Annotated in this window: 15 protein-coding genes; 3 read left to right on the forward strand and 12 right to left on the reverse strand. The window is 69.2% G+C overall.

All coding sequences use genetic code 11. The annotated features are described in order from the left end of the window. Window positions 1-61: 61 nt before the first annotated feature. Window positions 62-1,084 carry a ribonuclease H-like domain-containing protein gene (locus AC1VXD_RS12230; RefSeq protein WP_482992263.1) on the reverse strand — a complete coding sequence of 341 codons (1,023 nt, stop codon included), beginning with the start codon at window positions 1,082-1,084 and terminating at the stop codon, window positions 62-64. After that, window positions 1,081-3,570 (reverse strand): DEAD/DEAH box helicase, encoded by a 2,490-nt coding sequence (locus AC1VXD_RS12235; RefSeq protein WP_482992264.1) that lies wholly within the window; start codon window positions 3,568-3,570, stop codon window positions 1,081-1,083. The genes AC1VXD_RS12230 and AC1VXD_RS12235 overlap by 4 nt, the downstream gene beginning before the upstream one ends. A 243-nt stretch (window positions 3,571-3,813) precedes the next feature. Between AC1VXD_RS12235 and AC1VXD_RS12240 the strand changes: the two genes are divergently transcribed. After that, window positions 3,814-4,263, forward strand: coding sequence for a hypothetical protein (locus AC1VXD_RS12240; protein WP_482992278.1), 450 nt, complete (start codon window positions 3,814-3,816; stop codon window positions 4,261-4,263). Between the two features lie 15 nt (window positions 4,264-4,278). Here AC1VXD_RS12240 and AC1VXD_RS12245 read toward each other — a convergent pair whose 3' ends face one another. After that, window positions 4,279-6,183: a hypothetical protein gene (locus AC1VXD_RS12245; protein ID WP_482992265.1), complete on the reverse strand. Its 1,905-nt coding sequence runs from the start codon at window positions 6,181-6,183 to the stop codon at window positions 4,279-4,281. 67 nt (window positions 6,184-6,250) lie between these two features. Here AC1VXD_RS12245 and AC1VXD_RS12250 point away from each other — a divergent pair, with 67 nt between their 5' ends. Further along, window positions 6,251-7,000, forward strand: coding sequence for a hypothetical protein (locus AC1VXD_RS12250; RefSeq protein ID WP_482992266.1), 750 nt, complete (start codon window positions 6,251-6,253; stop codon window positions 6,998-7,000). Window positions 7,001-7,093: 93 nt separating this feature from the next. Here AC1VXD_RS12250 and AC1VXD_RS12255 read toward each other — a convergent pair whose 3' ends face one another. Genes AC1VXD_RS12255 through AC1VXD_RS12295 form a run of 9 tightly spaced genes read right to left on the reverse strand, consistent with a single transcriptional unit; the run spans window position 7,094 to window position 19,438 of the window. Continuing rightward, on the reverse strand, window positions 7,094-8,902 hold the full coding sequence (locus tag AC1VXD_RS12255; protein WP_482992267.1) for a hypothetical protein: 1,809 nt from the start codon (window positions 8,900-8,902) through the stop codon (window positions 7,094-7,096). Beyond that, the gene (locus tag AC1VXD_RS12260) at window positions 8,899-11,064 is read right to left on the reverse strand and encodes a hypothetical protein (protein WP_482992268.1); all 2,166 of its coding nucleotides are present in this window, start codon (window positions 11,062-11,064) and stop codon (window positions 8,899-8,901) included. The genes AC1VXD_RS12255 and AC1VXD_RS12260 overlap by 4 nt, the downstream gene beginning before the upstream one ends. Then, entirely contained in the window at window positions 11,061-12,179 is a 1,119-nt protein-coding gene (locus tag AC1VXD_RS12265; RefSeq protein ID WP_482992269.1) for a BatA domain-containing protein, read from the reverse strand. The genes AC1VXD_RS12260 and AC1VXD_RS12265 overlap by 4 nt, the downstream gene beginning before the upstream one ends. Further along, entirely contained in the window at window positions 12,176-13,072 is an 897-nt protein-coding gene (locus tag AC1VXD_RS12270) for a DUF58 domain-containing protein (RefSeq protein WP_482992270.1), read from the reverse strand. The genes AC1VXD_RS12265 and AC1VXD_RS12270 overlap by 4 nt, the downstream gene beginning before the upstream one ends. Before the next feature lie 7 nt (window positions 13,073-13,079). Beyond that, window positions 13,080-14,063: an AAA family ATPase gene (locus AC1VXD_RS12275; RefSeq protein WP_482992271.1), complete on the reverse strand. Its 984-nt coding sequence runs from the start codon at window positions 14,061-14,063 to the stop codon at window positions 13,080-13,082. 13 nt (window positions 14,064-14,076) lie between these two features. Next, a complete protein-coding gene (locus tag AC1VXD_RS12280; RefSeq protein ID WP_482992272.1) occupies window positions 14,077-14,784 on the reverse strand; it encodes a DUF4159 domain-containing protein in 708 nt (235 codons plus the stop codon). Next, window positions 14,784-16,118 carry a TldD/PmbA family protein gene (locus AC1VXD_RS12285; protein ID WP_482992273.1) on the reverse strand — a complete coding sequence of 445 codons (1,335 nt, stop codon included), beginning with the start codon at window positions 16,116-16,118 and terminating at the stop codon, window positions 14,784-14,786. The genes AC1VXD_RS12280 and AC1VXD_RS12285 overlap by 1 nt, the downstream gene beginning before the upstream one ends. A gap of 21 nt (window positions 16,119-16,139) precedes the next feature. Further along, window positions 16,140-17,774, reverse strand: coding sequence for a TldD/PmbA family protein (locus tag AC1VXD_RS12290; RefSeq protein ID WP_482992274.1), 1,635 nt, complete (start codon window positions 17,772-17,774; stop codon window positions 16,140-16,142). Between the two features lie 32 nt (window positions 17,775-17,806). Continuing rightward, on the reverse strand, window positions 17,807-19,438 hold the full coding sequence (locus AC1VXD_RS12295; RefSeq protein ID WP_482992275.1) for a TldD/PmbA family protein: 1,632 nt from the start codon (window positions 19,436-19,438) through the stop codon (window positions 17,807-17,809). Window positions 19,439-20,128: 690 nt separating this feature from the next. Here AC1VXD_RS12295 and AC1VXD_RS12300 point away from each other — a divergent pair. Then, a complete protein-coding gene (locus tag AC1VXD_RS12300) occupies window positions 20,129-20,743 on the forward strand; it encodes a DUF938 domain-containing protein (protein WP_482992276.1) in 615 nt (204 codons plus the stop codon). Window positions 20,744-20,831: the final 88 nt, after the last annotated feature.

The raw sequence follows: 20,831 nt of genomic DNA on the forward strand, positions 1-20,831 counted from the left end.
AGCGGGCAGTGTCGCCGTTGCGCGTGTCAGTGGTGTCAACGCCGCCTGAACCCGCGCGCGCTCAGGGCTGCACCAGCGCCAGCGTTTCGCGCTCGCGCTGTTCCTCGCGGATCAACCGCTGCAGCAGCAGGGCCAGGGTCACCACGTCCTGGTGGTTGTGGTCGGCCACGCGGCGCAGGTTCACTGCATCGCCGCCGCGCAGGTAACGCAGCCATGCCGCAGGCGCTTCCGAACCCGGCAGGTCATCTTCGCGCACCACGCGCAGCAGCTGGCGTTCAATCGTGGAGAGCTTGCAGTTCTCCCAGCTGCCGCGATAACGCCGGCGGGTGGGGTAGAGCAAGTCCACATGGTCCAGCGCGGTGATCGGGTCGCGCTGCCGGGCCAGCCGGTAGCGGGCCTTCAGCAGCGGCGCATCGTAGCTGCGGCCGTTGTAGCTGCAGAACACGGTGGACGGCTGCAGCCAGCTGGCGAAGGTGGCCAGCATCGCGTCCTCGGCGGCCATGGTGGACATCAGCAGCTGGCGGATGCGCAGGCCTTGGCCGCGCTGCGGGCAGGCATGCCAGTCCGCAGCGCCGATCATGAAGGCGCGGGTGCCGGTGCCACCGGCCAGGCCGGTGGTTTCAGTATCGAAGAACAGCAGGTCGCGCGCGGCCACGTGCTCGCCGTCGCGGCGGGCGAAATCCAGCGACAGTGGCTGCGGGGGAATCGCCTGCGCCTGCAGTGATTCGATCAGCAACAGGCCCGGTGCGATTTCTTCGCCGGGCAGCTGCCGGTCCTGCGCGCTGGCCCGCACCGGGGCGGTGGTGCCACGCGTGCGCAGGCCGAGCAGGCGATGCAGGCCGCCTACCTCCGGCCGCCGCAGTGCGGGCGGCGCCGTGGCAGGTGCCGCCGCGCCGGTCGGCTTGTGGCGGATCTCCTGTTCGACCCAGGCAAACACCGAGCGTTCGGCCGTGGGCTGCCGTGCATCGTTGGCAGCCACCGGGGCCGGTGCTGCCGGCGGCGGCCCGGGCGTAGCGGGCGTGCTCGCCTTGGGGTCGCCGGCCTGCTTCCGCAGCAGACGCAACTTGTCCAGGCTCAGGCTCACGGTGCCAGCAGCTCCATGGGGTCGCGCGTGGTCACCACCACGTCGCGCACATGCTGGCAGGCCTGCGCATCGAACAGGTCGAGCACGCGCAGCGCCAACGCGCGCGGCGAGGTGTCATCCTCTTCCTGCGCAGCCAGCACCGGGCCGACGCAGGCCGGGCAGCCGGCCTTGCAGTCGCAGCGCTGCACCAGTTCGCGCGCGCGCTGCACCAGTTCGGCCTGGCGCTGCCACAGCGGCTCGCTGAGGCCGACGCCGCCGGGGAAGTTGTCGTACAGATAAACGGTGGGTACGAATTCCTGCAGCAGCTCGACGATGCCGGCATCGCCCTCGCCACCGCGCAGCTGGCCACGGCCGGTCTGGTCGGCGATTGCGAACCACGAGCCATCGCCGTTGCCGACCGACTTCTGCAGGTCGCGCGCATCGGCCATCACCGCCACGGTGGCGACGATGTGCAGTGCGTAGGCGGCACCCAGGAAGCCATCCAGCGCATCCTGCTTGCTGGCGAACGCGCGCAGCAGCAGCGCCTGCGGCAGCTGCCACCACACCGCGGTGGTATGCAGTTCCTGGTCGGGCAGGTTCACCGGGCCGTAGCCGATGTTCTCGTGCGTGTAGTAGCGGATCTTCTTGTAACCGGCCACGCGGCGCACCACGTGCACTTCGCCGTGGTGCGAATCACCACGGCCGGCCACGCCGCCATCGAAGCGGTCCAGCACCTTGAGCTTGGTGAAGTCGATGCTGTCGGTGTAGTAATCCACGTGGGTGCGGGTGACGTAGGCCTTGCGGCCCTCCCAGTCCAGCGTCTCCACCTGGTACGGGGTCGACTGCACCATGTGGATCGCGCCTTCGTACAGCGTGAGCGCGGCCGCGGAATAGTCGACCTCGGCAATGATCTGCTGGCGGCCATCGCTGCGGTCGACCACCACGAAGTTGCCATCGGCCACCGCACGCAGGCTGACCGCGTTGGCAGGATAGCTGTCGGCGATCCATTCCCAGCGCTCGCCTTCGCGGTGGATGACTTCGGTTTCGGCCAGCGCTTCCAGGAATACTTCTGGATCGATCGGGCCGAAGCCATCGCCGACCCGGAACGGCAGCTCGAAGGCCGCGCAGCGGATGTGGTCGAACAGGATCAGTGGCTGGTCCGGCGCGATGCGCGCGTGTTCGGGCGAGGCTTCGGCGAAGAAATCCGGATGCCGCACCACGTACTGGTCCAGCGGCTGCGAGCTGGCCACCATCACGCCCAGCGCGGGCTGCTGGCGGCGACCGGCGCGGCCGAAGCGCTGCCAGGTGGCGGCCACGCTGCCGGGGTAGCCGTTAAGGATGACCACGTCCAGGCTGCCGATATCCACGCCCAGTTCCAGCGCCGAGGTGCTGACGATGCCGTCGATGTTGCCCGCGCGCATCGCACGCTCGGTCTCGCGGCGCTCGGTGGGCAGGTAGCCACCGCGGTAGGCGCGGATGCGCGGCGGCTTGCGCGGGTCGTGGTCGAAGATGTCCTTCAGGTACTTGGTCAGCACTTCCACCATCAACCGCGTCTGCGCGAACACCAGGGTTTTCAGCCCGGATTTGATCGCGATGCGCGCGATGCGGTTGCTCTGCGAACGTGCCGAGGCACGCAGGCCCAGGTCCGGGTTGATCACCGGCGGGTTCCACAGCAGCACCTGCTTGGGCCCGCTGGGCGCGCCGGATTCGGTGATGGCGGTGACCGGTGCCTCGATCAGCGCTTCGGCATGCGCCTGCGGGTTGCCGATGGTGGCCGAGCACAGGATGAACTGCGGTTGCACGCCATAGAACGCGCAGATGCGCTTGAGCCGGCGCAGCACGTTGGTGACGTGGCTGCCGAACACGCCGCGGTAGGTGTGCACCTCGTCGATGACGATGTAGCGCAGGTTCTCGAAGAACTGCGCCCACTTGGTGTGGTGGGGCAGGATGGCCTGGTGCAGCATGTCCGGGTTGGACACCACGATGTCGCCGTGCAGGCGGATGGCCTGGCGCGCATCGCCGGGGGTGTCGCCATCGAAGGTGAAGGCTTTCACACCGAGGTCGCCGGCACGGTTGAGCTCGAGCAGCTCGGCCACCTGGTCCTGGGCCAGCGCCTTGGTCGGGAACAGGTACAGCGCCTTGGCCTTGTCCTGCATGGCCGCACTGACCACCGGCAGGGTGTAGCACAGCGACTTGCCGCTGGCGGTGGGGGTGACGATGGCCACGTGCTCACCGCGCTGGCTGGCCTCCCACGCTTCCGCCTGGTGGCTGTAGAGCTGTTCGATGCCACGCGACTTCAGGGCGGCGGCCAGGGCCGGGGGCACCGAATCGGGGAGGGGTGCGTAGCGGCCCTCGCGGCCGGGAATGGCGAAGCTGCCGGTGATGCGGTCGTGGTAGCGGCGCTGCAGGCGCGCACTGAGCAGGGCGCCATCGCGCGCGGGCAGGCCGTCGCGGGTGGCGAGCTTCTGCTCGGCGTCGGCCGTGCGCTTGGCGAGTTCGTAGGCCATAAAAGGTGAAACCGGGACGACTTGCGAGGGGTCACATGGCACCACAGATGGGTCTCAGGGTGTGAGACCGTGTACCGGGATGCAGTGAACCATTCATTGCGGCGGCATGGACATCGCCGGCTGAACGTCGGCAGTGCCGCCAACGAAATCTGAAGCCGTGATGCGTATCCTCGGGGACTGGACGCATCAGACAGGGCGATCGCTGTGGCACGACGGGCACTGCAGGGAGCACTTCTGGCCGGCATGATGCTGGCCGCCACTGCGCACGCGCAGCGGATTGACCCCATGATCGATCCGCCTGCGGCAGGCGAGGTGCCGCCCGCCGATGCCGCCGCGCCACCGCAGGGCGATGTCACCACCCTGGGTGAAGTACGTGCGCTCAAGCCCGAGGATGAGGCGCTGGATCTGTACCGCTTCAAGAACCCGGTGAAGTTCGGTGACAACCGTTTCAGCCGCGACTGGAGCGAGCCGCCGTCGCCGGAACAGGTGAGCATGGGCGGTGGCTACATCATGATGGGCGTGGTGAAGGGCGTGCTGGCGGCGGGCCGCGGTCTGAACAAGCTCACCGGTGGCCCAGACCAGATCCAGGCGGCCATCGCGCGACCGCCGCCGGAGCTGACTCCCGAACAGCGACGCCGGGCGCAACAGTTCTGCGAGCAGCAGGAAGGCTGTGATCCTTCGGCCGGGAAGTAGGCGCGGCACCGCGCATCATGCCGACCAGGAGGCACGCGGTGCCTGGCGCTGCTTGAGTTCCTCGTCGAAGGCGGCGGACCGCGAGAGTGCCCGGGGCGCGGCGCGGACCAGCAGGATGCCCTGGACCAGGGCCAGCAATGACGCACCGATCAGCCAGAGGCAGTAGGTCATCCCCGCGATGGCGCCATGGGCAGGGCGCGTGCGGTCCACCTCCAGCCACAGCGTCTGGCCATCCGTGCTGCGGGACTGCAGGGTGCCGGACCAGGCGATGCGCTTCGCGCGCGTGGCCGCGTCGTGCATGCGCTTCCACGCTGTGCCGGCATCGCCAAGCGCGAACGCTGCGGTGTCCAAATCCCGGTTCGCCTCGGCATCGACCAGGACAACGCCACCGTTCTGTGCGGCCAGAAGCGCGGGCGTGGATGCAGCCCACGCAGCAAGAACAGATGCATGCGCGGCCTCCTTCAGGGCGTCCTTGAGGTTCATGATCTTCCAACGGGGAAGTTCTGCGCTGTCGTCCGGGGAGAGCGCCGCAAGCTGTGCGCGAAGGTCGTCGCAGCCGCGTAGACCATCGGCGCAGGCAGCGTCCAGTTCGCGGCGCAGCGCATCCAGCCCGGAAACCCACTGGCAAGCAGGGAAGATGCCGTCGGCCGGTTTCCAACGCACGCGCAGGGTATTCCCGGCACCCAGGCGCAGGATGGAGTCGGCAACCGCCAGAGGGGGCACCTGCAGCGGAGCGCCACCCCAGCGGAGGCGGCTGCAGTCGGGCACCGCCAGCACATGTCCGGCATGCCGCCGGGTGACCAGTTCGCAGGTGGCATCGACCGTGACGTGCACCCCATCGCCGGGGGCGGGAGGATGCCCCAGCAGCGTTCCGGGCTGCGTGTCCGTCCGCAGCTTGGCAGGGCCGAGCATTTCTGCCGCACGCGCTGCCTCGATCCGCGGGCCGTCACCCGACCAGAGCACCAGCAGCAGTGACAGCACCGCCACCAGGAACATCAGCAGGCGCCGGGCGACCGGCACCGGTGGAAACCGCTTTTCGTCGGCACTCAGTGACCAGCCCGGGCCCAACGACAACAGGCGCCGGTCGTGCGGGCGGACCTCGGCCTCCAGCCAGCGCCCCCGGGTGATGGCCCCGGACGCCATCCAGGCCGGGTCGATGACCAGCCGCTGGTCGTTGCCGAGCAGCATCACCGTGTGGCTGAAGGTACTCTCGTGCGGATCTGCGAACTGCAGCTCGCTGAGCCGACCCCGCACGCGCACCACGGGCTGCAGCGCCCTCGTTCCCACATGCCCGCGCCGGTACAGCACGAACGCGCTAGACGCCAGCACCAGCCCCACTGCCACGGCCATCCAGTTCCATTGGCCCAGGCCCAGCTGTGGCAGTGCTCCGCAGATGCCCGCCGCAAGCGCCAGCCCGGTGGCCCCCCATGGAATGGCAGGCCGCCGGCGCTGCGTCCGCTCATCCGCGGTCTCGCGGCGTTCGCTGATCTGCGTCGCGGCCGTGCGCAGCGTACGCGTGCCGGCCGTCGCGATATCGAACCCCTCCATGCGGACGACGACCACAAAGTGGAGACCAAGCACCACCTCGGCACGGTTGTTGGTACCGACGTGCTCGAGCGCGTTGAAGGGCAGCAGCACCTTGACCCCGGCGAGACTGCGCCAGGCTGAACTGGCTCCGCCCCGCATCCACCGGCGATGCTCGACGCAGGGCCCCTCAAGAATGCGAACGCCGCGGTCGCGGCCCAGCTCCAGTACGCTCCGGAACGGCTGCAGTGCGGCGTCCTCGTCTTCGCTGAGCGTGCGCACCGGCGCTTGTCTTGCGAGTGACTTGAACGCCCGGCGTGCTTCCCAGCGGGCCAGGCAATCAAGCAGTACGGGAAGTACAGCAAGCAGGGCGAGAAGTGCACCAACAAGTTTCATGTTCGCAGGGAGTGATGCGGTGCTGGAGGCCGACTGGACAGTCTGCGAGGCAGCGACAGGCCGGGAAATGCAATTTGTTGCAGAAGGTGGTGCCAATCACAGGCAGGAGCGTACGATCCTGTCGTCCTCCCTTCCGGTTGCTGCTGCGGTGTCGAAAATCTTCCTGCTTGCCCTTCTCCTGCCCGTGTCCGTGCTGGCCAGCGATCTGGCCGATGACGGCTCCTGCCGCAACGGCGCGTTCCCTTCCGCGCAATCGGATTTCGCCGTGGCCAAGGTGGTGGGCACGCAGCGCCTGTATCTGCTGGGTGACATGGACGGCTGCCCGGCCAAGGGCGAACCGGCCTGCCGCCAGCGCAGCTACGTGGTGAGCGGTGACACGGTGGTGACCGGCCGTGACCTGGGCCCCTACCGCTGCGCGTTTTTCCCCAACAAGGTGGGGGGAAGTGCCGGATGGGTCGAGCGCAGCAAGCTGCAGCCGGTGGTACGGGTGACGCCGACGCTGCAGGGCTGGGCCGGTGACTGGAAGGATGGCGACGACGGGCTGAGCATCTCGGTGCGTGGCAGCCAGCTTCACGTCGAAGGTGATGCCTACTGGCCGTCGGCAAACCCCACGCCGGAACAGCGGCCGTATGGGCCGAACCTGGGCCAGGTGGAAGCGCAGGCCACGCCGCGCGGCAGCCAGGTGGATTTCGTCGAGGACAGCTGCACGGTGCACGCGCAGTTGCTGGGCGATGTGCTGGTGGTGTCGGACAACAGCGAGTGCGGTGGCATGAACGTGCGGTTCGACGGGGTGTACCGGCGTACCGGGGCGCGCTGATCCGCGCAAGGCAGTAGTTCCACGCCATGCGTGGATACTTCACATGTCGGGGTCAGAGCCCTTTCGCATGCGAAAGGGATCCGACTCCTTGGCTCAGCGCCGCCGTTCCAGCCACCACAACAGCGATGCGCACAGCACGAAGGCCAGCCACCACGGCCAGCGCGGACCTGGTACCGGCTGCATCGCAGCGTTGCTGGCGGGCATGGCTGCCGCCAGCGCCTGCGTCGTCGCATCGCTCATCGACTGTCGGTGCAGAACGGCCGCCGCCTTCGCGTCGAACACATAGCGCCAGACGGTCGTGTCGCCCTGCTGCAGCCGCTGCCAGCCTGCCGCCTGCGGCCACCAACCGGCGCAGCCCATCGACGAGGTAGCGGCATCGACCACCAGCGGCACGCCCGCGCCCTTCGCATCGAACGCCTGCAGCGGCGCCTGCACGCCACACAACGCGACGCGCTCGCCCAGCCATGCCTGCGCCTGCGGTGACCACAGCGCGTCCGTGCCGGACTGCGCACGCGCCAGCATGGCGACCACACCGCTCCACAGTTCGCCGTGGCGATCATCGCGGCCGGCCAGCACCCAACGCCAGCTGTCGGTGACCGGCAGCAGACCGATGCGGCCCTTGCCGACGCTGCGCCAGCCACCCAGGGTCTTGCCTGCGCTGTCGTGCAGCAGGGCGCTGCCGTCGCTGACCTGCAGCGCCAGCGCCTCCAGCGAGGGCAGGGAGGCGCTGTGCGAGCTTCGGTCCGCCGCTTCGCCATCAGTGGTGGGCAGCGTGGCCGAATCCAGCGGGCCGCGCCGTGCGGCGAGCATCGTGCTTTCGCCATCGCCAGGCAGTTCAATGGCATGGCTGCTGCCATCGCCCTGCACCGGCAGGCCGAGATCATGCAGGCGTTGCCGCGCGCTGGCCGATGGAGCGCCGGCGCTGCGCACCAGCACACCGAGGCCATCGCGCAGTGCCTGGCGCACCGCGGCCAGTTGCCCGGCGCTCAATGCCGACAGGCTGCGCTCGTCCAGCAGCAGCAGGTCGCTGCGCGACAGGGCGGCCGCATCCAGCGCCACCGCGCCATCGCCCACGCTGAGCCCGGCGCCGGTGTCGGCCTGCACCTGCACCCGCAGGCCAGCATCGGTGGCCCAGCGTCGCAGGTACTTCAGTTCCGGCCCGGGCGCGCTGGCACGCACCAGCAGGCGCAGCGGTGCGGCTGCCAGCGTCTGCTGCGGCACCGGCACGCTGTCCAGCACATGGGCCTGCACATCCAGCAGGCGCAGATGGAAAACGCTGCGGCCCGGCGCGCGGGCGATGCCGCTGAGCTGCACGCGGCCATCGGCGGCCACGTCCACGCGATCCACCACGGTGTCGGCCGGGTCCAGCAGTTCGGCGCGGCCAGCGGTGACACCGTGTGCCTGCGCGTGCACCTCGAAGCGCGCACCGGGCGCGGCATCGGCCGGCGGCTGCAGCGCGATCCAGCCACGCGGCGCAGGCGACGCCTGCCAGCGCAGGTTCGCCGGCAGCACGGTGTCGCGGTCACGTGCGGCCAAGCCGGCGCCGACCAGGGTCAACATGGAGGCCGGGTGCTGGCGCAGTGCCGTGGCCAGATCAGGCACGCGCTGGCCGCCCGGCACATCCGCCGCCTCCGGCAACAGCAGCAGCGGGCCATCGCCGGCCGGCAACACGCCGGCAGCTGACGCATCGGCAGTGAGCACGACCAGGCCGCCCGCAGGCCGCTGCTGGCTGGGCGGCAGCAGGCAGAAATACAGCAGCACCGCAGTGATCGCCTGCAGGCCCAGCCGAACCGCGCGGCGGCCGCGATGTGTGGTGCGCGCACGCAGCTGCAGGACGCTGGCGATGATGACGATGACCGACAGCGCCACGGCCAGCCACAGGTTCAAGGCAGTGGCATTCATGGCTGCACCTCCAGCGCATCGAGGTAACGCTGGCCCATTGCATCTGGGGCGGTGCGCCGCATCACCTGCGGCAACGGACGCTGCAGGGCGCGCCACAGCTGTGCGCGCAGGCGCTGGCGGCAGTCGCTGCAGTCCGGCTCGATGCGCAGCTGTTCAATGGCGGCGGCCAGATCGAGGGCGTCGGGCAGGAAGGCGGCGTTGCGCTGCTGCCACGCGGCCAGAGCGTCCAGGTCAGGCGTGCCATCGCCATCGCCCAGCCGCTGCCAGGCCTCGACGACGGCCGGGTCCGGTGGCGTGCGTGCGGCCAGCGGCAGCTCGCGGCTGGCCAGTCCGGCGCGGTCGCCGCCCAGCCGTCGGCCCTCGTCGATCGGCGGCAGTTCCGGGCCGACGCGGGCCAGATAGATGCGCTCGGCCTGCTGCACCTGCTTGATGAAGGCCAGCGCCTTGTAGGCGAATGGCAGCGCCTGCTCCGGTCGGCCCTGGCGCAGCTCACCCTCGGACGACCACATCTGGTCCAGCGCGGCCTTCAGCGTGGCGCGGGTCTGCGGGTCGAGCAGGGTGGCGGCCTCGGCGTGGTCGTGGGTGTGGCCGTACTCGGACAGCACGTCGGTGGCGCTGCCGAACACCGGCGGCGTGTCGGCGTTGCTGGTCGTACCGCCGTGATCGTGGCCATGCTCATCGTGCCCAACGTCTTGCGCATGTCCGTGATCATCGTCGTGATCATGCGCGTCCGCCGTGGGTGCATCACTGGTGGGCAGGTCGCTGGTCGGCGGCGGCTTCGCCCCGCCTTCGCTTTCCTCGCCGAGGAACTGCCCGTAGCGCAGGCGCAGGATGCGCTGGTCGACGCCGATGGCATCGCTGCGTTTGATGAAGTCATCGGCGGCCAGGCTGCGGCGTTGGCGGATCAGCGCTTCGGCGTCGATGATGATCTGCCGCTGGCTGCGGAAGTAGGCCGGCAGGGTCTTCTTGATGCGGCCTTCCAGTTCGGCACCGAGCGCGACTTCGGTGGTCGGCAGGCGCAGGATCACGCTGCTGCTGCGCCCGGTCTGCGCGCTGGGGGCATGGTTGTCGCGCACTTCCAGCTGGGCGATCACATCGTTGCCGGGCTGCGCGCCGAGTGCCGCCAGATCGAGGGTGTGGGCGAAGCGCCGCGTGGTGGGTTCGCCGCTGCCGGTGAGGGTGACGCTGCGCTGGACGAAGGTGATGTTCTCGCCACTGCCCTGGGTGATGGTGAGAGAGAGCTTCGCCTGCGCGGCCACGCCGTAGTCATCGCTGGCTTCGAAGCGCAGCGCCCACTGCCTCTGCCCCGGCGTGCCCAGCACCAGGCTGGCAGCCGGTTCCAGCACGCGCACGCTGGGTGCGCGGTCGGCCACCACGTCCAGCCGGTACAGGCGGGTGCTGGCCAGGGCGGGCTCGCTGACTACGCGGTACAGCACCGGCGCGTGGGCTACGTCCTGCGCCTGCCATTGGCCATCGTGCTCGCGCAGCGGCAGCCGTCGCCCGTCGTGGAACTGCAGCCATGCCTTGCTGGGCGTGCGGTCGAAGCGCAGCGACCACGACAGCCGGCTGTCGGCGGCCACCTTGGCGTCCAGTGCGTTCTGGGTGAGCGTGGCCTGGCCGGTGTACGTCGGTGCATCGATCTGCAGGCGGGTCGACTGCAGCTGCAGCGGACCGGCCGCGGCCACAGGCGCCGTTGCGGTAGCACCGATGCCTGCGGAGACGCCCGCGCTGCGTGGCCAGCCCAGCGCGAGCAGGGCGATGGCCAGCCCGCCGATCCAGCATAGCGCCAGTGCGGCGCGCGGCCAGCGCGGGCGCAGGTCCGGCATCGTGCGTGCCAGCGTGGCCAGCACATGCGCGCGCTGGCGCTGCTGCAACGGGTTGAGGTGGGCGACATCGGCGAACAGCAGATCGGCGCTGTCCTCACTGCGGCCGCTGCCATCGAGCTGGCGCTGCAGCCAGCGCCGGTCCAACTGCCTTGCCCGCGCGACGGCCACGCCGCCACAGGCCAGCAGGGCCAGCGTACCGACCACGCAGGCGGCATCGAAGCCGGCCAGGCGCAGGGTCAGCGCGGTGGCGGCCAGCGCCCACGGCAGGCCAAGCAGGACGGTGATGCTGGCGCGGCGGCGACGTGCGCGCTGCCAGCCGCGCTGCAGTGCGTTCATGACGGCCTCCACGCTGCGCGACTGGCCATCCCGCGTTCCAGCGCGAACAGCAGCACGATGGCCAGCAGCAGCCACGGGGTCAGCTCGCGTGGTGCGGCGGCAGCCATGGGCAGTACCGCCTGCTGCGGTGCCTGATCCCGCGCATCGCCCACACGCGGTGGCACTGGCGGTTGCAGGGCCAGCAGCAGGGCCTGCGGCAAGCGGGCATCACGCAGGGCGCCGTTGTGGGCGGCATCCCATTCGCCGGGCAGCGATAGCAGGCGGCCCTGGCCGACGCGCTGCTGCCACAGCAGCGGTGCGCCTTCCGCACTTCGCAGCACCACCGTGGCGGCAGCATCAGGTCTGGCCGCGGTCATCACGCTGCCGCCATCGCGCAGCCACGCCTGCCACGCAGCCGGCAGTGCATCGGTTCGGCCCCACACCGCAATCTCGCCGCGTGCGGGGAGCGTGTCGGCAGGCAGCTCGGCGGCGACGGGCCGGGGGCTCCACGCACGCTGCAGGGCGCCGATCCAGTGCCGCGCGCTGGCCGGTACCTCGGCATGCACGCGCAGGCGTGGCAAGGCCACTGTGGCCTGTGCGCTGGCGAGGGTCATCGGATGCGCCTGCCACTGCACGGGATGCGACAGCTGCAGGCGTCCGCCATCGAGGCCGGGCAGCGGGTCGGGCACATGCACGGTCAGCGCAGTGCCGGCGGGCAGCTGCGCGTCGAGTTCGCGCAGCAGGCTCGGCAGCGGCGCAGATGTCGCGGGCGCGGGCTGCTCGACGGACGGGAAGCCAGGCGCGAGCCAATGCCAGTTGCCCTCTTCGCCGGTGCCGCGCAGTGCGCGGGCATCCAGCCCGGGGGCGACCACGGTCCAGGCGCTGGGCGGTGCTGGGCTGCCGGTCAGCGCCGGGCGCGCCAGCAGCAGCGCCAGTGCGGCCAGCAACAGCAGGCGCACTAGCAGCAGCGGCCAATCATCGAAGCGGATGCGCTGGCGTGGGCGGATCTGTGCGCGCAGCCAGCGCAATGCGGCGAAATCCAGCGGCGTGTATGGATGGCGCCGCGCCAGGTGGATCAGCAGGGGCAGCAGCCACGCGGCCAGTGCGGCCAAGCCCAGCGGGAACAGCAGGTTCATGCGCCGCCCCCGCGGCCGAACAGCGCCTGCAGCGGCTGGTCCAGCCGCTGGTCGAGCCAGCCGGTGGCGCTGGCGATGCCGCTGGCCTGCAGGCGTGCCTGAAGGGCGCTGTGTCCGGCGGCGAAGCGCTGCAGGTAGTCGGCGCGGATCGCGGCGCCGTCACCCAGCAGTTCCTCGCCGGTTTCCGGATCGCGGAAGCGATGGCCGGCATCGAAGGGGAAGTCACGCTCGTCGGCGGTCAGCACCTGCAGCAGCATCACCTCGCGGCGCGCGCTGGCCAGGTGTTCCAGCAGCACGATGCCGGCTTCATCGAAGCCATCGCCGATGGCCAGCAGCAGATCGCCCGGGCGCACGCGTTCCCACAGCGGGCGCAGACGGTCGGCGGCTGGCCAGCCACCGCTCGCCTGCAGCGAATGCAGCTGCAGGTGCACGCGGTCACGCTGGCGCGCGCCGTTGCCGGCCGGTACCAGCTGCAGGCCATCGCCGTTGATCGCCAGCAGGCCGAAACGATCGCCCTGCTGCAGGGCCAGCTCGACCAGGCAGGCGGCCAGCCCTCGCATGTGGTCCAGGCGCGTGCGTTGCGGCGCGGCGCGGTCGGCCTGGCTGGCCGAGGCAGTGGCATCGAGGAGCAGCCAGACGGTGATCGGGCTTTCGCGTTCGGATTCGCGCACGAAGAAGCGGTCTGAGCGCGCGTACAACTTCCAGTCGATCTGGCGCAGTTCGTCGCCGGGTTCGTAGGCGCGGTACTGGGCGAATTCCAGGCCGGCACCGCGGCTGCGGCTGGCGTGCTGGCCGATGCCGCTGGCGCCACTGGCCAGGCGCGGCCGCAGGCGCAACGTGCGCAGGCGCGCACGCAGTTCCGGTGGCAGGGTCAGCGGAGTACCGGTGCTCACGCGTGCTTCAACCCGGGAAGGGCACGGCCTGCAGCAGCGCCGCGACCACGTCGTCGGCGCGCTTCTGTTCGGCTTCGGCGGCGAAGGACAGCAGCAGGCGATGGCGCATCACCGGTGCAGCCAGCGCCTGCACGTCCTCGCGGGTGGCGGCGAAGCGGCCCTGCAGCAGTGCACGCGCCTTGGCGGCCAGTACCAGCGACTGCCCGGCACGCGGGCCGGCGCCCCATTTCACCCACTGGTTGATCGCGGCCGGTGCGCTGTCGCCGGGGCGGCTGGCGCGTACCAGCCGGGTGATCCAGGCCAGCACATCGGGGCTGACATGTACCTGGCGCACCGCAGCCTGCAGGGCGATCACTGCCTCGGCGTCCATCACCTTCGGTACCACTTCGGTAGCACCGCCGGTGGTCTGTTCGATGATGCGGCGCTCTTCGTCTTCGCTGGGGTAGTCCACCAGCACGTGCAGCAGGAAGCGGTCCAGCTGTGCTTCCGGCAGCGGGTAGGTGCCGGCCTGCTCGATCGGGTTCTGCGTGGCCAGCACGAAGAACGGCGCGGGCAGATCGCGCGTGGTTCCCGCATGGCTGACCGTGCGCTCCTGCATCGCTTCCAGCAGCGCCGCCTGGGTCTTGGGCGGGGTGCGGTTGAGTTCGTCGGCCAGCAGCAGATTCGTGAAGATCGGGCCCTGCTGGAAGCGGAAATGACGATGGCCGGTGCCGTGGTCTTCTTCCAGCAGTTCGGTGCCGAGGATGTCGCTGGGCATCAGGTCGGGGGTGAACTGCACGCGCCGGAACTGCAGCTCCAGTGCCTGGCCCAGCGAGCGCACCAGCAGGGTCTTGCCGAGGCCGGGCGCACCTTCCAGCAGGCAGTGGCCACCGGCCAGCAGGCCGATCAGCAGCTGCTCGACCACCGTGTGCTGGCCGACCACGGCGCGGGCCAGGGCGCTGCGCAGCCCATCCAGGCGCGGCAGCAGGGAATCGAGATCGAGGGAGGTCATGGCGGTGGTCCGTTCAATTGTTCAACGCGTAGATCACGATGTTGACGCCGAAGCGGGTGTTGTCTTCGGCCAGGAAGCGCTTGTTGCGCCAGTCGTAGTCCCACTCGCAGCCGTAATCCTTGTTGCTGTAGAGCAGGCCCAGGCGGCCATCGACGTCGATGCCCTTCAGGTAGTCGTGCACGAGGTCGTCGCCCCAGCCGTTGAGCTCGAAGCCGGTGGCGGGCGGGCCGTCGGGGAAGCGGAAGAAGCTGCGGTACAGCGCATGGCTGTTGGGCAGCCTCTGCAGGGCCCTGGGCCCGAACAGTCGACCCATCTGCGCCTCGAACGAGGTGGCGAACAGGCCGTCGATGTCATGGTTGCAGTCGTCGACGAAAACGAAGCCGCCGTTGCGCACGTAGCGTACGAAGTTCTGCCGCTCGGCGGCGTTGAACTCCACCAGCGTGTGCCCTGCCAGGTAGCAGAACGGCGCTTCCAGCATGCGCGGGTCGGCCAGGGCCACCACGTGTTCCTGCGGGTCGACGCGCAGCGAGGTGTAGTCGATCAGCGAGGTGATCAGGTTGGACGGCATGCGCGCGTCCACGTCCCAGTCGCCGGAGTCGTACTGCAGGCGGGTGAACCAGAAGTCGTAACGCGAACTGCGCGGGCCTGCCTGCGCGAAGGCCGGCAGCGCCGCCGCCGAAGCGGCAGCGGCCAACCAGCGCAAGCAGGCCCGCCGATCCATCAGACCGCGTCGGACAGCGAGGTGAAGGTGAAATCGCGCAGCTTCATCGGGGGGATCATCATCACGAAGCTGGATTCATCACCGGCCACGCGCACCGGCCTGCCCAGTTCTTCGATGTTGTTGAGCATGATCACCGGCGATTCGTTGAAGCGGAAGTTCTTCACCGGGTGCTTGATCTGGCCGTTCTCGATGTAGAAGGTGCCATCGCGGGTCAGGCCGGTCAGCAGCACGGTCTGCGGGTCGACCATGCGGATGTACCAGGTGCGGGTGACCAGGATGCCCTTCTGGGTGCCGCGCACCAGATCAGCGGTGGTCTTGTCACCACCGCTCATCAGCAGGTTGCCCGGCGTGGCCTTGGCGGTCTTGCCCTGCTTCTGTGCCCAGAAGCGCGAGTAGTCCAGGTTGGCGACCTTGCCGTTCTCGATGATGGCCATGCGCTCGCGCGGCATGCCCTCGCCATCCCACGGCAGCACCGGCGCATCGGCATGCCACGGGTCGGCGTACATGCTCACGCGCGGGTCGTAGACCTGCTCGCCCAGCTTGTTGCCGCCGCCCTTCCTGGACAGGAAGCTGCGGCCTTCATCGGCCGAGCGTGCGCTGAAGAAGTTCATCATGAAGCTGATCAGGCCGGCAGCCGCAGCCGGTTCCAGGATGACCGTGTACTTGCCCGGTTCCAGCGCCTTGGCTTCCGAGGATTCGGTGGCCTTGCGCATGGCGATGCGGATGTCCTGGTCGGCCTTGAAGTCCGCCGCGTCCTTCAGGTTGCGGCCGACCCAGCCCGAACCGCGGCCGTCTTCGGTGCGCACGGTGCAGGTGTAATCGAAGCTGGTGCTGCGCTGGTAGCCGAAGTTGCCGTTGCTGTTGGCGGTGGCATAGAAGCCCTGGCCATCTTCCAGGAAGCCGGCGGCGATCAGGCCGTTGCCACGGCACGGTGCGATGGAATCGGCGGCGACCTTGGCGCGGAACGCCGGATCGATCGCAGCGGTGGATTCGCTGAAGGTGGGGCTGGCGCGGTAGGTCTGCTTGCCGATGGCCGGCATGAACTCCGGGTTTTCCGGGGCCAGACGGGCCAGGTCCTCGGCGCGGCGCACCACGCGTTCCAGCGCGGCATCGTCGAACTCGTTGATCGAGGCGGTGCCCACGCGCTTGCCGAAGGCCACGGTGACGGCCAGTTCGGTGTTGTCCACGATGCCACTGGTGGAGACGTTGTTCAGGGCAAAACGGATGTTCCCGTTGATCGAACCGGCCAGCACGGCGGTGCACTCATCGGCCTTGGACAGGGCGATGACCTTGTCGAGGATGGCCTTGGCCTGGGCTTCGGTGAAGATACTCATGGTGTAAGGGCTCCTGACCGGTCAGCCGAGGCTGCGTGCGGTGTTGATGACGTTGATGCCGTTGAAGCGCGCGGTGGACGAGCCATGCGAGACCGCCGAGACCTGGCCCGGCTGGCCCTTGCCGTCGAAGAACGAACCGCCCAGGCGGTAGTCGCGCTCGTCGGCCACGGCGGTGCAGGCGTTCCAGAACTCCGGCGTGCGGATCTGGTAGGCCACGTCTTCCAGCATGCGGGTGATCCTGCCGTTCTTGATCTCGTAGAACAGCTGGCCACCGAACTGCGCGTTGTAGCGCTGCTGGTCGATGGAGAACGAGCCGTCGCCGATGATGTAGATGCCGTTCTCGACGTCCTTGATCATGTCCGGAACGCTGAGCGGGGTCTTGCCCGGCGCCATCGACACGTTGGCCATGCGCTGGAACTGCACGCTGGACCAGGAATCGGCGTAGCAGCAGCCATCGGACTCGGTCTTGCCGAGGATGTGGGCCTGGTCGCGGATGGTCTGGTAGTCGACCAGCTTGCCGTTGCTGATCAGGTCCCAGCGCTTGCACTTTACGCCTTCATCGTCGTACGCCACGGCGCCGAGGCTGCCCGGCTGGGTCTTGTCGGCGAAGATGTTGACGTGCTCGCTGCCGTACTGGAACTGCTGCTCGCGCTTGTCCAGGGTGGCGAAGCTGGTGCCGGCGTAGTTGGCTTCGTAGCCGAGCACGCGGTCGAGTTCGAGCGGGTGGCCGATCGACTCGTGGATGGTCAGCCAGGTGTGCGACGGATCGAGGATCAGGTCGTACTTGCCGGGCTTCACCGACGGTGCCTTCAGCTTCTCCTGCGCCTGCCTGGCCGCAGCGATGGCGTCTTCCTTCATGTCGTAGGAGGAGCCGTAGTTCACTACGCCGTTGGGAGTGGGCACCTTGCCGGCGGCGGCGCCGTCCAGATACTCGTAGCCCAGGCCCATCGGCGCGGACAGGCCTTCGCGGGTGCGGAACTTGCCGCTGGCCTTGTCGATGGCGGTGACCGTCATCGGTGCCCAGATGCGGTGCACGTCCTGGTCGATGTAGGAACCATCAGTGGAGGCGAAGTACTTCTGCTCGTTGACCAGGAACAGCATCGAGTTGACGAAGCTGGCACCGGCGCCCATCGCGGCCGCGTTGACGTCCAGCAGCAGGTCGACCTTTTCCTTGATCGGCACGTCCATCGCGTTCTTGCGGATCGGCGTGCGCCAGCTCACTTCACCCACGCCCGGCGCCTTGGCCAGCTGCACTGGTGCGGTCTGCACGCCAGCGTTGGCCTTGGCAATCGCGGTAGCCTGCTGCGCGGCGCGGGCCACGTCGGCGGTGCCCAGCGCATTGGTGGCGGCGAAGCCCCAGGCGCCGTTGACGATCACGCGGATGCCGACGCCGGTCGACTCCGTGTTCACCACGTTCTGCACCTTGTCCTCGCGGGTGATGACGAACTGCCGCAGGTAGCGGCCGATGCGCACATCGCAGTAGGTGGCGCCGGCGCTGCGGGCAGCCTGCAGCGCGGCATCGGCCAGGCGCTTCTTCAGCCCCAGGTCGAGGCTGGACTGCAGCTGCTCGGCGGCGATCGCCTTGCCGAAGAACGACGGCACGATCAGGCCGCCTGCGGTAAGCCCGGTCAGGGCGAGGAAGTCACGTCTCTGCAAGGCAGCTCTCCACGTCGAAGGATGGGGACGACTCAGGCGCCGAGACTGCGCGCGGTGTTGATGATGTTGATGCCGTTGAAGCGGGTGGTGGACGACCCGTGCGAGACCGCCGATACCTGCGCGGGCTGGCCCTTGCCGTCGAAGAAGGAACCGCCGAGGCGGAAGTCGCGCTGGTCGCAGATCGCGGTGCAGGCGTTCCAGAACTCCGGCGTACGGATCTGGTAGGCCGCGTCCTCGACCATGCCGGCGATCTGGCCGTCCTTGATCTGGTAGTACAGCTGGCCGCCGAACTGCGCGTTGTAGCGCTGCTGGTCGATGGAATAGGAGCCGCGGCCGTGGATCCAGATGCCGTTCTCCACGCCCTTGATCATGTCGTCCACACTCAGCGGCGCCTTGCCCGGCGCCAGCGAGACATTGGCCATGCGCTGGAACTGCACGCTGGACCAGGAATCGGCGTAGCTGCAGCCATGCGAGGCCTCGCGACCGAGGATATGGGCCTCATCGCGGGTGGCCTGGTAATCGACCAGCACACCATCGCGCACCAGGTCCCAGCGCTGGGTCTTCACCCCCTCATCGTCGTAGCCGACCGCGCCGAGGCTGCCCGGCTGGGTCTTGTCGGCGAAGAAGGTGACGAGGTCGCTGCCCCAGCGGAAACCGGCATCGCGCTTGTCCAGGGTGGCGAAGCTGGTGCCGGCGTAGTTGGCCTCGTAGCCCAGCACGCGGTCCAGTTCCAGCGGATGGCCGACGTTCTCGTGGATGGTCAGGAACAGGTTGGACGGGTCCAGCACCAGGTCGTACTTGCCGGGCTTCACCGAGGGCGCCTTCAGCTTCTCGCGCGCATGGCGGGCGGCGGCGATGGCGTCCTCGACCGGATCGTAGGAATCGCGGTAGGCGGTGATGCCGCCGGGCAGCTGCACCTTGCCGCGCACATCGCCATCGAGGAATTCATAGCCCATGCCCATCGGCGAGGACAGCCCGGCACGGGTGCGGAACTTGCCGCTGGCCTTGTCGATGGCAGTGGCGGTGAACGGCAGCCAGATGCGGTGGATGTCCTGGTCGATGAAGGAGCCATCGCTGGAGGCGAAGTACTTCTGCTCGTTGACCAGGAACAGGGTGGAATTGATGAAGTCGGCGCCGGCATCGAGCGCGGCGCCGTTGAGTGCCAGCAGCAGTTCGATCTTGTCCTGGATCGGCACTTCCATCGCGTTCTTGCGCACCGGGGTCTGCCAGCGCACCTCACCGACCGCCGGCGTCGGCGCCAGCTGCACCGGCCGGGTCTGGATGCTGGCGTTGGCACGGGCGATGGCCGTGGCCTGCTCGACCGCGCCGCGCACGGCTGCCTCGGTCTGCTGGTGGGTGGCGGCGAAGCCCCAGGCGCCGTTGACCAACACCCGCACGCCCACGCCGGACGACTCGCGGTTGGTCACGTTGCCGACCTGGTGTTCGCGGGTGACCACCGACTGGTTGAGATAGCGGCCGATGCGCACGTCGCAGTAGCTGGCCTTGGCCGCACGCGCGGCGGCGAGGGCGACCTCGGCCAGGCGCCGGCGCTGCACGGTATCCACCGGCGCGAGCAGCTGCTCGGCCGCGATCAGCCGCGAATGCGGCAGCACCAGGCCGGCAAGGCCCAGACCGGAATACGCCAGGAACTCACGTCGTTGCACAGCGTCTCTCTCTCTTTCACACCTGTGCGGAGGGCAAAGGGCCGCTCCGATCACATCAACTGTCCGACTTTCGCCAGCGGGGGGCGATCGGGCAAGTGACTGCAGTCATGGTAGGGGAGGGTTTCGGCAGGGCTTGCAGCCCTGCACCTGCCGAGGCAACGTCAAACTCAAAAGCGGGCTATCCGTGGGTTGGCGGGGTGGGGGGGGGGGGGGGGGCGCGCCCGACACACCCCGCGTCGGCCGCCGCGCCGGCCCCCCCCCCACCCCCCCCCCCCCCACAAATCCCCCCAGTGGGTGGCCACATCTGTTTTATATCAAAATTCAGCGGTCCGGCCCACCGGTCGGCACCCACCATCAGCAGCAGCTTCCGACAGATCGCGGAAGTCTGTCGAAGGCGGGGTGGGTCCGGTTGAGGGGGTGTGAGCGGCATGGGCCCGAGGCATGCCTCGGGCGGGTTGGGCAGGACGCCCAACCCCGGTCTTGCCGTGTGCGCAGGACAGCGCACACGAGCAAGCCGCGACCCAGCCTGCATGAACGTATTCACGGCGTCCCCCTCGACCGGACCCACCCGCCAACCCACGGATAGCCAGCTTTTGAAGTTGACGTTGATCTAAGGCGGGTGCAGGGCTGCAAGCCCTGCCCAGAACACCCCTCGTGCACAATGGGGCGACCCCGCCTGGACGTTCCCCGATGTCGAGCAAGCCGTATTCAGAAGCCTGCGAACGCAACCGCGAACCCATCGCGGCCGCGCTCGACCCATGGATGGGCGACCGGCATCGGGTGCTGGAAATCGGCAGCGGCACCGGCCAGCACGCGGCCTTCTTCGCCGAGCGCTGGCCGTGGCTGCGCTGGCAGCCCAGCGATCACCCGGATCACCTGCCCGGCATCGAGGCCTGGCGCGCCGAGGCGGCGCTGCTCAACCTGCTGCCGCCCGTGGCGCTGCAGGTGGAACTGCCGCCGGCACCGGGCCTGACCCTGCCCGAGGGCAGCTCGTTCGATGCGGCGTTCACTGCCAATACCCTGCACATCATGGGCTGGGAGCACGTGCAGGCGTTGTTCGCCGCGCTGCCGCCGCTGCTGCGCCACGGTGCGCTGCTGGCGGTCTACGGCCCGTTCAACTACGGCGGCCGCTACACCAGCGACAGCAACGCGCAGTTCGATGCCTGGCTGAAGGCGCGTGATCCGCGCAGCGGCATCCGCGATGTCGAAGCCGTGCAGGCGCTGGCCGAAGACTACGGCTTCACCCGCCTGCGCGACGTGGCGATGCCGGCCAACAACCGCGTGCTGCTGTGGAGGTTGGGCTGAACCACCGGTAGTGGCGGGGCGGGGCGGGGCGGCCCGCGGCCGGGCAGGAGGGGCCGCCCGCGCCGGCGCGGCCCCCCGCCCGCAACAC

The organism is Stenotrophomonas sp. STEN054, from assembly GCF_056854535.1.

What these genes read in the sequence shown, in the direction of transcription:
- AC1VXD_RS12235 (WP_482992264.1), bottom strand. Translation starts at nt 3,570, where the DNA reads ATGGCCTACGAACTCGCCAAGCGCACGGCCGACGCCGAGCAGAAGCTC.
- AC1VXD_RS12240 (WP_482992278.1), top strand. Translation starts at nt 3,814, where the DNA reads ATGATGCTGGCCGCCACTGCGCACGCGCAGCGGATTGACCCCATGATC.
- AC1VXD_RS12245 (WP_482992265.1), bottom strand. Translation starts at nt 6,183, where the DNA reads ATGAAACTTGTTGGTGCACTTCTCGCCCTGCTTGCTGTACTTCCCGTA.
- AC1VXD_RS12250 (WP_482992266.1), top strand. Translation starts at nt 6,251, where the DNA reads ATGCAATTTGTTGCAGAAGGTGGTGCCAATCACAGGCAGGAGCGTACG.
- AC1VXD_RS12255 (WP_482992267.1), bottom strand. Translation starts at nt 8,902, where the DNA reads ATGAATGCCACTGCCTTGAACCTGTGGCTGGCCGTGGCGCTGTCGGTC.
- AC1VXD_RS12260 (WP_482992268.1), bottom strand. Translation starts at nt 11,064, where the DNA reads ATGAACGCACTGCAGCGCGGCTGGCAGCGCGCACGTCGCCGCCGCGCC.
- AC1VXD_RS12265 (WP_482992269.1), bottom strand. Translation starts at nt 12,179, where the DNA reads ATGAACCTGCTGTTCCCGCTGGGCTTGGCCGCACTGGCCGCGTGGCTG.
- AC1VXD_RS12275 (WP_482992271.1), bottom strand. Translation starts at nt 14,063, where the DNA reads ATGACCTCCCTCGATCTCGATTCCCTGCTGCCGCGCCTGGATGGGCTG.
- AC1VXD_RS12280 (WP_482992272.1), bottom strand. Translation starts at nt 14,784, where the DNA reads ATGGATCGGCGGGCCTGCTTGCGCTGGTTGGCCGCTGCCGCTTCGGCG.
- AC1VXD_RS12285 (WP_482992273.1), bottom strand. Translation starts at nt 16,118, where the DNA reads ATGAGTATCTTCACCGAAGCCCAGGCCAAGGCCATCCTCGACAAGGTC.
- AC1VXD_RS12300 (WP_482992276.1), top strand. Translation starts at nt 20,129, where the DNA reads ATGTCGAGCAAGCCGTATTCAGAAGCCTGCGAACGCAACCGCGAACCC.